Below are 13,173 nucleotides of genomic sequence, written 5' to 3'. Positions count from 1 at the left end.
CAACGCTTGGAAGGTCCACGAGGGTGGACCCGCCAAGTGCACGAGTCTCGGCACCATCGGGAACTTGCGGGTGAAGGTGACGTGCCGCCAGAACGTTGTCAGCCATGTCCGGTACGGGCCCTGGGTCGGCAACGGCCAGTTGCCGATCGGCACCGAGGTCAACACCGGATGGCCCTGCAGCCACCCAGTCGGCCGGCATCGCCCCTCCCAGGACATATCCAGGGCCCCCAGCGCATCGTCTGAGCGCCCGGGCTAGCCGCAGTTCGGCCCCTGGACGGCGCGGACCGGGGCCGCAGACCGCATCAAAAAAGCGGCCGGGCACCGCAACTCAACCAAGGCTTCTTCGGAGCGGTGCCCTCCAGAGGTGAGCCCAGCATCACTCACCGGAGGCCCCATGCGCACATTCCTTGCCGACTCCGGCGCCCGCGCCATCGCAGATGGTGTCCCGCCAGAGGCCACAGGCCCCGGCCGCATGGTCCTGATCGCCACCATCACAGCTCACCTGCTGGTGACGGGACTGCTGACCGTACGACGTCTGAAGCGCCACCGCCCCCAGCGATGAGGACCACGGCTCGAGACCGGCCACCGGGCACCTCACCAAAGCAACACGAAAGCGAGGCTCTCATGCACCTCCAACAGGACAACCCCTTCCGCCACGCGAAGGAGAATGACGCGACTCCGTCCCCCCACCAAGGAATCACCGCTCCAGACACGTCGCCTCCGGAGCGCTCCCCCGACGGGCACAAGGGCGACACACAACCTGGCATCGGAGGCCACCTCTCTCCGCGCCAGCCCACGACCGACGAGCACTCCGCGGATCACTCCCTCGAAACGCTCCCGCCCGAGGGGAGCGCGGCCGACGACACTCTCCTCCTGCGCATCGTCGCGCACCTCAGGGCAGCGGTAGCCGCCGATCGCCAGCCAGAACCGACCACCCGTCGCGCACCCCATCACCGGGAACGCTGAACCCTCCAGAAGCCCTCTCAGGCTGGCCAGCTCCGCTCGCCAGCCGGGAGGCCGGCCAGCTGAACGACAGCGGCCAGCAGGGATGCCGGCATTCCACAGGAACACCCACCCAGCTACTTCCGGGCGGTGTGACACCTGCATTTCCGGGTCCGTACAGGAGATTCAATGCACGTTTCCACAGGTCATAGGCACCGAGTTGTTGTGTGGCGTAGGGCCACGGTGGGCAGAACACCCCTCCCTGCCCACCGTGGCTCTACTCCGAGCGCCTGCCGGAGCGCCTTGGGCACACTCGGTGGAGCGAGTCCGGTTCTTCCGTCACGACCCCGCCCGTCCGCCGGAGTACGAGCTGTCCAATGATTCCTAATGCTGTCTGTCACGCCGCCGACCGCCCCCGCGGCTTGACAGACGGCGGCCGTCGGCGTGGTGGCGCAGTCCGTGGTCGCGGTCCAGGCGGTCTGGAGCCTGCGGTGGCCGTCGTAGGTGAAGCACTGCCGGTCACCGGTGGCGGTGGACTTGTCCTCGACCACGACGGAGTTGCCGGCCTGGTCGTAGCGGTAGTAGACGTCCGCGTCGGTGCCGCTGTGGGACTCGGAGGCGATGGTCTGGCGGGCGAGGCGCTTGGGGCCCGTCTCGTAGGACTGGCTGATGTCGACCCACTTGGCGGTGGAGGACAACACCGAGGGTGGTGTTGATGCGTTCGCCCGCAGGCAGGTACGTGGTGTCCTGGGCGAGGCCGGTCATGCCCGCCAGGGTGGTCGGCAGGCGCTGGTCGTTGTAGCCGTAGACGAGGACGTCGCGGAGCTTGCCGGTCTTGCGGCCCAGCTTGTCGTAGGTGTGGCTGAGGATCTTTCCGCAGGCGTCCTCGGTGACGACGACCTCGTCGAGCTCGTCGTACTCGCTCAAAACAGCGGGGCCGGCACGACAGCGGCCGACCGGGCGTGCAGCGGACCCACCCGTACCGCGATCCTCGAACCACCTCGCTCCCACCCTCGCCGGCTTCCTGTCGGGCATCACCACGACGAGCGGGGCGGGCCTGTGGTCCCCTTCCCGCACCTGGTTCCGGGCCATCACGGGCCGCCGGAAAGCCGGGGCGACGACGCAGGCGGCCGGGATGCCCTCCCACAGGCCCGCCATGAGGTGCCCTTAGAGGTCGTCTTCTTCCAGTGTTTCGTCGTGAGATGGGCTGTTGGCGACCTTCTTTGGGTCGCGCCAGGAGATGGTGTTCTCGTCGGTGAGGCTGCGGGCCATGAGGTCGGTCATGGCGATGTGGACCACTGCTTCGGACCGGGGGGCCAGGGTTTCGTAGTCGCGGCCAGGCGCCGGTGGAGCATGAGCCAGCCATAAATTCACTCGACCGCCCAGCGTTTCGGGATTGGGGTGAAGCCACTGGTCCCGGGGGTGCGAGCAGTGATTTCCATGTCGATGCCGAGAGTTGCGGCGTGCTCGACGAGGTGCTGGCGGTAGCCGCCGTCGACCCAGACCTTGCGGATACGGGGGGTCGGCGGCGACTTGGTCCAGGAGCCGGGCGCCGGCGATGGAGTCGTGAACGCTCGCCGCGGTGACCAGCACGGCGATCAGGAGTCCGAGCGTGTCGGTGGCGATGCTCCGCTTCCGGCCGACGATCTTCTTTCCGGCGTCGATGCCCTGGCTGGAGGCAGGGACGCTGGTGGAGGTCTTGACGCTCTGGACGTCGATCACGCAGGCCGACGGCTCGCCGTCCCGCCCCTCCTTCGCCCGTAAGAGCTGCCGAAGCAGGCCGTTGAGCTCGGCGAACACGCCCTCATCGGCCCATTTGGCGAAGTAGCCGTAGACCGTGTTCCGGTGCGGGAAGTCGTGCGGGAGGTAGCGCCACTGCACCCCGGTCCGATCCACGTACAAGATCGCTTCCATGATATCGCGCAGGTCGTGCTCGGGCGGCCGGCCGAAGTCCGGCGCCATGCCTCGGCGCTCGAAGCGCCAGGCGGAGAGTACTGGCTCGATCAACTCCCAGCGGGCATCGGACAGATCGCTGGGGTACGGGCGTCGCTTCGGCATGCTTCCGGCGTACCGCCGCAGACCGAGTGCGCCCAGGCGTACAGCGATGACGGTGGAAGTGCACCGGGCCACGAAGGTCGGGCTTTCTGGGATGAGACAGGAACAAGCGACCTCCCGCCCCACCCGTCACACCGCCCGTCCCAGAGGTTTCCGAAGCGCACCTGCTGCCTCGCCATCACCGCGACCTCACGCTTCCAGAATCGGCCTATGGCAAGGCGATAAGGATGAAAACGACCTCTTAGAAGTCATCTCAATTGGCTGTCATGGCTCGGCGAGGGAGGCAGTTGCTGTTCGGTGTCCTGGATCGTGATGTGAGACTTGCGGCATGGACATGGGACGTGAGTCGCGGTGGGAGAAGGACGCCATAACGGTGGAGATTGTTTTCGCTTTGGTGACTGCCGTCGCGCTGGCTGCGGCAGTCTTTGCCGTGGCTTCGGTTCCCGCCCTGGCTCTTGGGGTCTCCAGTCCAGCGGGAAAGGCCACGCTGACAGGGGGCGCCCTGCTTGGAGCGTTGGCCGGAGTGTGGCGTTTGGTGCGGGTACTGGTCCGCTTCGACGCGCAGCGTCGTAAGGGACGCTGACTGCGGGCTTCCTTCGGACAGCAGCCTGCTGATGTGGGGATTGTCGAGCGGCTGGTGCCTGACGAGTTGTGGGAGTTGTTCCAGCGGGTGGTGCCAACGCACCATGGCCTGGCTCGCCGGCTGCCGACGACTCCACCGACGCTACGAACGCAAGGCTGAGCACTTCCTCGCCTGCACCAGTATCGCCTGCACCCTCATCTGCTACCGCAGACTCATGATGTACAGAGTCTCGCGGCCAGAGCCCGATTCAGAGCGCCTCATCACCATGGCATGCTCGGAGCATGATGGACTACAGGCCGAGCGCGGCCACGCCCGACGACGGCCCTTCACCCGAGGAAGGCCCGGAGGCGGGGATGGTCCGCGAGGTGCTGGCCGCCATGCCCGGGTCGGTGGTCTTCCTCCGCCCGCGCTTCGCGCCGGGCGGACCGGTAGTGGACTTCCTGCTGGAGGCCGCCTCCCCCCAGGCCGTCGACATCGCCGGGCGCCGGGGCTCGGAACTCCTCGGCCTGAGCGTCATCGCCACCTACCCCGGCATCGAGACCACCGACCTGTGGCACGCCTACCTCGACGTCCTCGCGGGCGCAGACCCCTACGAGGGCGAGATCGACTACGAGGAGAACACCGCCGGTATCCCGCACCGCTCCCGCTACCGGGTCCGCGTGGCACGCTGCCTGGCCGGCCTGGTCGTCTCGTTCACCCGGCTCGATAGTGACAAACACGATCAGCACCGCCTCGCACTCATGCAGAGCCTGGGCCGGATGGGCTGGGTGGACCGCGATCTGGTCTGCGGCCACATCGTCTGGTCCGACGAGGTGTACTCGATCTTCGGCCGGGACCCTGCCGAGGGCCCCCTTCCCTTGGAGGAGCTGGCCACACACGCCGAGGCCGACGACCGCTCGATCATGGAGCAGGCGGTGCGGGGTCTGCTGAAGGCCGGCGAGCCGGTGAACCGCACCTTCCGCATCCGCCTGCCCGACCAGCGGCTACGCCACGTACGGATCGTCGCCGAGACGGAGAACGACGCCTTGGGTCACCCCGTCCGCGTCCACGGCCTCTTCCAGGACCTCAGCGCCGCCAAACACACCGAGAGGCGATTGCTGGAGCAGAAGCGCAACGCCTTGGCCCAGCAAAGCCAGCTGGCGGCCGAACGCGACCTGGCGGCCCGCCTTCAGGACACCCTGCTCCCGCTGCCCGAGCAGCAACTGGACCTGGCCGGGCTGACCGTCGACGTCGCCTACCTGCCCGTCCAGGAGGGGTTGAGGCTCGGCGGGGACTGGTACAGCGCCGTCGAGCTCCCCGACGGAAACGCCCTGATCGTGGTCGGCGACGTCGCCGGCCACGGCCTCGACGCGGTGGCCACGATGGCCCAGCTGCGCTTCACCGCCAAGGGCATGGCCATCACCGGCACCCCGCTGCCCGAGATCCTCGCCAACCTCAACACCCTGCTACTGCACACCTCCGAGCACCATTTCCACACCGCCACCATGATCATGGCCCTGTACGAGCCCGCCACCTCCCAGCTGACCTGGGTCCAAGCCGGCCACCCGCCGCCACTCCTCGTGCGCGACCACCAGGCCCGTTTCCTGCCGGTCCCTGCAGGCATGCTGCTCGGCGCCGCACACGAGCCCCGCTTCGAGGCCGCTACGGTCGAGCTGCTGCCCGGAGACCACCTCCTGCTGTACACCGACGGCCTGATCGAACGCCGGGATGAGTCCATCGACCAGGGCATGGCCCGCCTCGCCGCCACCGTCTCAGCCACACCACAGGGCCTGGACAGCCTCATCCCCGCCCTGATCACGCCCCACGCCCGCCGCGACGACATCTGCGTCCTGCACCTCACCCGGTGACCGCGTCCCCTGCCTCGGTACTGGTGGGCTCGCGTATTCAACTGTCGCGGGTTCGCCACGCACCCACAAAAGCGTGGGGCGCCCTGCACATGGCGGGGGTAGGTCTCCGGGCCTCCGGAATCGCCGCGACTGACGGCACGACCGTAGGAGCCCTCAGCCACCGGCACGAGGCCGACGGACTCGGAACCTGCCTGCCGAAAACCGGAACGCGGGCGCACTCGCCTACAGAAGCCGCATGCCGCTCGATCGTGCAGATCACATAGATGCAGAGTCCATTAACCTTGCCGCGGTGAACGCATTAAAGGAACACCTCACCGGTGCACTGGCCCGGCTGCGTCTGGTGACCAGACCCAGGGCGGCACTGGTAACGCTGTCGATTCTGGGTGCGGCGCTCGTCGTGGCACCAGGAGCTTCCCCCGCCGCCGCGGCGCCGTTACGGCAGACGTCGATCATCACCAACAACATCCAGGGCGAGGACGACGCGACGGCCAGCAAGTGGTCCTCGCAGGTCCAGGGCTACGCCAGGTCCGCAGAGATCGTCCTGATCCAGGAAGCCGGGCCCCAGGGCCCGAGCCACGCCACCCCACAGCCGGACGTCACCACCGCGGACGGTGACACCGTCCGGCACTCGACCTGGCAACCATTCAGCAGCCGGCTGCAGCCCAGCCCGTACCACGTCTTCTTCATCCAGACCGACGACAACGGCGGCCGGGGCCAGGGCGGCCGGGTGAACCTGGCGACCATCACCCATGACCAGCCCGACGAGATACGCGTCGTCACCAACCCGATCCAGCGGGGCCGGGCCGCGCTGGGCGTCCGGTTCGGAGACGACTGGTACTTCAACGTGCACGGCCTGTCGGGCGGCGGCGGTGACTCCAACACCCTCCTGACGGCGATCGGCGACTCCGTCCGCTCCTGGGGCGCGCAGTACCGCTGGACGGCCGGCGGCGATTTCAACGTCGACCCGCGGACGCTGCAACGCCGCGGCACCTTCCCGATCGGCGCCCGCGTCTACAACTCCGGACTTCCCACCCACCAGAGCGGCAACGAACTGGACTACTTCGTCAGTTCCGACGGGAACCCCGGCGACGCCACCGCGAGCCGTATGAACGGAGGCAGCAGCGACCACTACCCCGTGTGGTGGAACGGCATGCGGGCGGCGGCGGAACCGCCGGAGCTGAAGGTGATGCCGCTGGGCGACTCGACCTTCGGCACCGCCGAGAAGATCGGCTACGGCGCCACCCTGGCCGGCTCGCTCTATGCCCTGATCTCGCTCGTCTCCAAAAAGCGGGACGTACCGGTGGACTTCGTCGGCTCCGGCTCCACGGGGCAGAAGGGGGACCCCGCCTACGAGGGCGCTCCCGGCGAGCAGATCAGCGCCATCGCCAAGCGGTCCACGACCGCTCTGCCGAAGTACCGGCCCAACATCGTGACGCTGCAGGCCGGCACGTACGACATGCGAGACGGCAAGCAGGACGGCGCCGCACAGCGGCTGAAGGACCTCGTCGACCAGATCGAGAAGGACAACCCGGGCACGGTCGTGGCACTGGCCACCCTGGGTCCAGCGACCGACCCCGCCGTCCAGGCCCGGATCACCGCCTACAACGCCGAGATCCGCAGGATGGTCGGCGACTGGCAGAGCGCGGGACGGCACGTCGTCCTGGCCGACACCGGCGCCATGACCACCGAGGACCTGTCCGGTGACGGCCTGACACCGAACGACTCCGGCAACAAGAAGATCGCCGAAGCGTTCGAGGACGCCATCCGCTGGGCCCTCGTCATGGACTGGGTCGCGGAACCACGAGCCGGCGACGGTATGGGGCCACTGAAGGTGATGGTGGTGGGCGATTCGATGAGCCAGGGCTACGAAGGTGACTGGACCTGGCGTTACCGCCTGTGGGAATGGTTCAAGAAGGAGCACATCGACGTCGATTTCGTCGGTCCGTACCAGGGAACCCGTCCTCAGGAATCCCCCAAGCCCCCGCCCGTGCCGCCGTTGCAGGGGGAAGCCCCGCCACCGGCTCAGAGCGCTCCCGTCACCTCGGGCGCGTATGCCCCCGGGGTCGCGAAGGACTTCGACTCCCAGCACTTCTCGGTCTGGGGCCGGCAGGCGGCGCAGGACAAGAACCTGATCGCCGAGCAGGTGGCGAAGTACCAGCCCGACCTACTCCTGGTCGGGCTCGGCTTCAACGACATGGGCTGGTTCGTCAGCGGCCCGGAAGGCACGCTGGACAGTATGCGGGCGCTGGTCGACCAGGCCCGCGCCACCAAACCGGACCTCAACTTCGCCTTGGCCAACGTTCCCCAGCGGACGTCCATCGGCGGCCGGGACGACCTGCCCGTCAACACCACCACGTACAACAGCATGCTCGCGGCCGCGATCCCGTCGTGGAACAACGACACGTCCCGCGTCGCCCTGGTCGACTGGGCCGGCAACTACAGCTGCGACACGCACGACTGCCCTGTCGGCTACGACGGACTGCACCCCAACGCCCTGGGTGAGTACCAGATCGCCCAGGCATTCGTGCGCACCTTGCACAACAGCTACGGTCTCGGCAGCCGGCTGATCGACATCCCCACCCCCCTCCCGGACCGGCCGACGCTCGCCCCGGACACGATCTGGATCGACTCCGGCCCGAGCGGCATCACCCTGAACTGGGAGCCGGTCTTCGGCGCCCGCGGATACACCGTCCGGCACCGGATCAAGGGCTCCGGCACCTGGAACGAGACACCGGTCAAAGCGGCCCGCTTCGACACCACCTGGACCCTCGACGGGTGGGAGTGGGAATACCAGGTTCGTACCGACAACGGTGAGGACGGCAAGTCCGAGTGGTCCCACACGCTCGGTGGTGTCGCGCACCCGAAAACCGCCGCGGCCCCCAAGGGAATCGTCACCCGGGCCACCGCCGACGGCGTTGACGTGTCCTGGGACGCGGCGACCGGCCCGTACACCGACACGATCGACCGGTACGAGATCATCACGTGGGACAGGGACACCCCCGGCGCGTTCCTCAACAGCACTGCGGTCAGGGGAAATTCGGCGCGCATCGACGGGCTGCGGGAGGGCCACCATTACCTCGTCGTAGTCGCCACCTGGAACGCCGCCGGTGGCGGCATGCCGGGCGTCGCACGATCCGTCACCGTCGGGGCCGGCACACCTCCGGCACCCACCGGTCTGAAGGTCACCTCCACCGACGCCACTACCGTCCAGCTGTCATGGAACGGGTCCGTGTGGGCCGCCGGTTACCGCGTCTGGATCCGTAACGTCGACGACGACAGCGGGACCAAGCACGACGGCAGCGGGTTCAAGGCCGACGAGTACATCACCAACGAGACCAGCCGGGGCATCGCCTACCTCTTCCCCGGCGTCTGGAACTACGAATTCTGCGTCACCGCCATCAACGGCGAAGCGGAATCCGGCAGGTCCAACTGCGTGATCGCACCAAAGCCGTCGGCCACAGCCCAGACGCCGGCCCCGACGGACCCGAAGAAGGGCGCACCGCCCTCCGCCCTGATCCAGGCCCCGCGCGCGCTGGTCGGGGCGTCCGAGTAACAGGGGCCGCACCTCAGTGAGGAGGCGGTGGGTGAACCCCTCACCGCCTCCTCACTCAGGGTGGCACACGTCTGAGACACCCTGGGACTTCGCGTCCCGGCAGCTCGAATCGCCGTGGGATGGAGCTCAGGTCTTGTCGAACCATGGCCGGGTTTCGGCATCGGTGACGACGTTGCGACGGCCATCCGCGCCCGCCCCGATCGCCACCGTGCTCACGCCGCCGATCCGGACGACCACCACGAGGGCGATCCCAACAGCCCCGCCCCGAGGTCGGCCTCGCGCAGCTCGATCCGGAAGGCTTCCCGCCTCGCCTGCCGATCCGCCCGCAGCTGGGAGTGGATCCGGGAGGAAGTTGGGACGCTGTTGGGACGTCAGCCACCGAGGAGGCCGAGGGCGGCCCGCTGGTAGACCGCGTAGACCTGCGGCAACTCGGCCAGGTGGGCGCGCTCATCGATGCCGTGCAGCCCCTCGTACGGCACCCCGAAGCCGGCCGTGGCCGGGATGCCTTCCCCGGCGAGCAGGTTGCCGATGTTCGACGGCCCCGCGGTCTTCGGCCGGACCGTAAGGCCCATGGCCGCGGCGGCGTCGAGGAGGGCGGCGGGCTGCTCGTCCTCGGCCAGGCGGAACGGCGGCCACGTGGCGACCGGGGTGACCTCCGTGGGCACCGGGGCGGGCAGCTCCGCATCCAGCTCGGCGACGGCCTTGCGGACCACCGTCTGGGCGTCGTGTGCGTCGAAGACGGGGGTCGTACGCACGTCCACGTTGATGTCGACCCGGTCGGCGGTGACGGAGAAGCCCTGTCCGCCGTGGAAGGCGGTCACCGACAGCTTCGGCGGCAGCGGGAACCCCGGGCCTGTGCCGGCGCCGGGCAGCTCTGCCGCGTCCAGGAGCCGTACGAGGTGAGCGCCCCGGGTGACGGCGCCGATGACGGCCCCGCTTGATCACCGCATGGGCCACGACGAACTCCTCTTACAGCGACCGACCGCCACCGCCACGCTCACCACGCAGCGCGGCCGGGAAGACCGGAACCTGAAGGGCTGACCTCTGCCGTGGAACAACTGACGGGGGACGACCCCGCATACATAGGCCCGTACCGCCTGATCGCCCGCCTCGGTGCGGGCGGCATGGGCCTGGTGTACCTGGGCCGTTCCGACCTGGGACGTACGGTCGCAGTCAAGGCCGTCCAGGCCGAACACGCTCAGCACAGCGAGTTCCGCAGGCGTTTCGCCCGCGAGGTGGCCGCGGCCCGGCGGGTGGGCGGAGCGTGGACCGCCGACGTCCTGGACGCCGACACCGAGGCCGCGGTGCCGTGGGCGGCGACCCAGTACATACCTGGTCCCGACCTGACGACCGTCGTGGCCCAGGACTTCGGGCCATTGCCCGAGCAATCGGTCCGCATCCTCGCCAACCGCCTCGCCCTCGCCCTGCAGGCCGTACACGCAGCGGGCCTGATCCACCGTGACCTCAAGCCGTCCAATGTCCTGGTCACCGTGGACGGCCCCCGCCTCATCGACTTCGGCATCGCTCGAGCGATGGACAGCCTGGCCGGGGACAGCCTGCTCACCCGCACCGGCATGCTGATCGGCTCGCCCGGCTTCATGTCGCCGGAACAGGTGCGCGGCCTCGAACTCACACCGGCCTCCGACGTGTTCTGTCTGGGCGCGCTCCTCGTCTACGCCGCCACCGGACGCCTCCTCTTCGGCGCCACGGACACCGGTCTGCCCGCCCACCTCTTCCGGATCGTCGAGGAGGAGGCGGACCTGTCCGGTGTTCCGGATTCACTCGTCGACCTCGTCAGCGCATGTCTGCTCAAGGACCCGGCCAGGCGGCCCACCCCTCATGAGGTGGCCTCGCGCACGGCGACCGACGAAGCCGGTGAGTGGCTGCCCGGCGCGGTGCTCGCCCAACTCGGCCGCCGCGCCGCTCATCTGCTGGACTTCGCCCCTGCCGCGTCCGCTGACGCCGGCGCCGCGCGCCCGACGCCCGCGCAGCCCTCGTACGTCCCCACCGCCCCCGCACACTCCGGAGCCGCCGGCTTCGGCGCGCCCCCGGCCCAGCCCCCCGGAAGCTGGGGCGCACCCGCGTCCCCGGCCCAGCTCTCGGAGCCGGCGGTCCCCCCTCCCCGGCGCTGGTGGGGCCTGCTGGCGCTGGCTCTGGCTCAGCTGGTCGTGCTGGCGGACGCGACGCTCTCCAACATGATGATGGGGGTGATGGGAGCCGACACGGACCTGGGGCTCGACCCCGACGGAGTGCGGGTCTCGTCCACCGTCTACCTGGACGCGATGCCCATCGCCTATGCGCTGGCTTTCATCGTGCTGCTGCCGTTCGGTGCCCGCATCGCGGACCTGATGGGCCGCAAGAGAATGCTGATGGCCGGCCTGGTGGGGTTTGCGGCGGCCGCCGCCCTCGGCGGCATGGCATCCTCTTCCGGCATGTGGATCACGGGCCGCGCCCTGCAGGGCGCCTTTGCCGCACTGGTCTCGTCGTCCGCGCCGGTCCTGGTGGCCACCTCTTTCACCGACCCGGAGGAACGCCGAAGCGCATTCGGGATCTACGTCGCGATCGCGGGCGGCGGCCCGGCGCTCGGCTTGCTGACAGCGTGGTCCTTGCCGCTGGAAGGACTGGACTGGCGTTGGTGCCTGTACGGAGGAATTCCCTTCGCCGCAGTCGCCGTGATCGGAGTGGCTGCCCTGGTGCGTGACCGGCCGGGCCCCCTCGGCGTTCGCGTCGACGGACTCGGGGTGTTGCTCGGCGCCGCCGGAATCGCCGGAATCAGTGGGGCGATTCCGCACTTCACAGGCCAGGAGGAATTCCAGCTTCCGGCTGCCGTCATTCTGCTCGCGGCCTTCGTGTGGTGGCAGACCAGGCCAACCGGCGCCCTGGCTTCACCGCCCGGCATCGCTGCAGCCCGGCCACACATCGGGTACTTGCTCACGACGGCCCTGGCCAACGTCGGCGTCTACGCCCTCCTCGTATCCGCGGACTTCCATCCCCTGCGCGGGTGACGCGTCCGGGCAATCACGTGCGAAGCCAGAGGGCGCAGGTCCCCACGGGCCCTCAGAGACCGGCCGGCCACGTCGCGGATAGAGCGTTTCCTTCAGATCATCGGATCGTTGGCTGATGTGTGCCGTTAACTGACGCCCAGTGGGCCCGCATGAGGTCTCTGCCGGACAGGTCGCCGAAGCGGAATGGCCGGTAGCAGGATCACCGGCAAGTGATCGATGCGATCGCGTTCAAGTACGGCACAGGCACGCCGTGGACGGACCCGCCAGAGCACTCCGGCTCGCGGAAGGGCGCCCACAACCGGCTGCGGAAGTCGACCGCCGACGGCACCAGGGAGAAGGTCTTCCACACGCTGCTCGCCCAAGCCGACGATGAAGGCGACCTGGGCTGCGCCGTCGCGGTCGACTCCTCGTTACTCCACGGCGCGGCCGATGAGTTTGCTGCTCCCTGTCCGTCCAAGCTGGTGACACCCCAGGAAAGGACAGCGCCATGTCGGAGCTTCTCGTCGACTTCATCACCTCCCTCGACGGCCATGCATCGGGAAAGGGATGGCCCGGGTTCTGGGGCCTCGAGGGCCCGGAGTACCTGGCGTGGCTAGGCAAGCAGCCCGAGGTCACCTACCTGATGGGAGCGAACACCTACCGCCTGATGTCGGGCTTCGCCGCAGGCGAGGTCCCGGAGGGCCAGGACGAGTTCAGGCCCGAAGAAGAGGCGTCCGTCGACGAGCTCACCCAAGCGCGCAAGGTGGTGTTCTCCTCCTCACTCAAAGAGCCACTGACGTGGGCCAACGCCACACTCGTCCGCGACGACGCTGTCGAAGCGGTCCGCGCCATGAAGTCGAGTGGCTCGGGACTGCTCAGCACGATCGGCAGCCTCAGCCTGTGCCGGTCCCTTCTACGAGCCGGACTCGTCGACCGCTTCCGGGTCGTGATGTTCCCCGTGATCACCGGGGCCACGGGCGAGGAACGGATCTACGACGGCTACCCGGACGTTGCGCTCGAGATGATCGAGCACCGGACATTCGACGGCCGCATCCAGCTGGTCGAGTACAAGCCCCACGTGCTCGAGCACCCGCCGCTCGACGTACCTGCGTGACGTCGCCGCGTCAGCCGGTCCGGACGAGCTCCCGTGGCGACGGGCTCGGGGCGTAAAAGGGCAGCCCGAAGCCCATGAGGAGCAGCACGGTCAGG

7 protein-coding genes and 2 pseudogenes are annotated in these 13,173 nt (G+C 68.8%); 7 read left to right on the top strand and 2 right to left on the bottom strand.

What is annotated here, in order from left to right:
• Positions 1 to 2,109: 2,109 nt before the first annotated feature.
• Positions 2,110 to 3,000, bottom strand: a pseudogene (locus ACZ3ZE_RS28655) (IS5 family transposase).
• A 325-nt stretch (positions 3,001 to 3,325) separates the two neighbouring features.
• Here ACZ3ZE_RS28655 and ACZ3ZE_RS28650 point away from each other — a divergent pair.
• From ACZ3ZE_RS28650 to ACZ3ZE_RS28635, 4 genes and pseudogenes are all read left to right on the top strand, one after another.
• Positions 3,326 to 3,580: a DUF6332 family protein gene (locus ACZ3ZE_RS28650; RefSeq protein WP_361629902.1), complete on the top strand. Its 255-nt coding sequence runs from the start codon at positions 3,326 to 3,328 to the stop codon at positions 3,578 to 3,580.
• A gap of 94 nt (positions 3,581 to 3,674) precedes the next feature.
• A pseudogene (locus tag ACZ3ZE_RS28645) lies at positions 3,675 to 3,794 on the top strand (IS5/IS1182 family transposase); the annotation flags it as partial.
• A gap of 67 nt (positions 3,795 to 3,861) precedes the next feature.
• Complete coding sequence (locus ACZ3ZE_RS28640; protein WP_361629905.1) at positions 3,862 to 5,427, top strand: PP2C family protein-serine/threonine phosphatase; 1,566 nt, start codon at positions 3,862 to 3,864, stop codon at positions 5,425 to 5,427.
• Between the two features lie 289 nt (positions 5,428 to 5,716).
• Positions 5,717 to 8,980 (top strand): SGNH/GDSL hydrolase family protein, encoded by a 3,264-nt coding sequence (locus tag ACZ3ZE_RS28635; RefSeq protein WP_467261329.1) that lies wholly within the window; start codon positions 5,717 to 5,719, stop codon positions 8,978 to 8,980.
• A gap of 371 nt (positions 8,981 to 9,351) precedes the next feature.
• Here ACZ3ZE_RS28635 and ACZ3ZE_RS28630 read toward each other — a convergent pair whose 3' ends face one another.
• Positions 9,352 to 9,867: a hypothetical protein gene (locus ACZ3ZE_RS28630; RefSeq protein WP_467261351.1), complete on the bottom strand. Its 516-nt coding sequence runs from the start codon at positions 9,865 to 9,867 to the stop codon at positions 9,352 to 9,354.
• 162 nt (positions 9,868 to 10,029) lie between these two features.
• Here ACZ3ZE_RS28630 and ACZ3ZE_RS28625 point away from each other — a divergent pair, with 162 nt between their 5' ends.
• From ACZ3ZE_RS28625 to ACZ3ZE_RS28615, 3 genes are all read left to right on the top strand, one after another.
• Positions 10,030 to 11,985, top strand: a complete 1,956-nt coding sequence (locus tag ACZ3ZE_RS28625; RefSeq protein WP_467261327.1) for an MFS transporter — start codon at positions 10,030 to 10,032, stop codon at positions 11,983 to 11,985.
• A 209-nt stretch (positions 11,986 to 12,194) separates the two neighbouring features.
• Complete coding sequence (locus tag ACZ3ZE_RS28620; RefSeq protein WP_467261325.1) at positions 12,195 to 12,581, top strand: hypothetical protein; 387 nt, start codon at positions 12,195 to 12,197, stop codon at positions 12,579 to 12,581.
• Positions 12,473 to 13,078, top strand: a complete 606-nt coding sequence (locus ACZ3ZE_RS28615; RefSeq protein ID WP_467261324.1) for a dihydrofolate reductase family protein — start codon at positions 12,473 to 12,475, stop codon at positions 13,076 to 13,078. The genes ACZ3ZE_RS28620 and ACZ3ZE_RS28615 overlap by 109 nt, the downstream gene beginning before the upstream one ends.
• The last annotated feature ends 95 nt before the right edge of the window (positions 13,079 to 13,173 follow it).

Source organism: Streptomyces sp. NPDC023157, from assembly GCF_055560575.1.
This window is presented reverse-complemented; position numbering and strand designations above follow the sequence as displayed.

Coding starts and splice junctions, on each gene's coding strand:
- ACZ3ZE_RS28615 (WP_467261324.1), top strand. CDS start 12,473: ATGTCGGAGCTTCTCGTCGACTTCATCACCTCCCTCGACGGCCATGCA.
- ACZ3ZE_RS28640 (WP_361629905.1), top strand. CDS start 3,862: ATGATGGACTACAGGCCGAGCGCGGCCACGCCCGACGACGGCCCTTCA.
- ACZ3ZE_RS28650 (WP_361629902.1), top strand. CDS start 3,326: ATGGACATGGGACGTGAGTCGCGGTGGGAGAAGGACGCCATAACGGTG.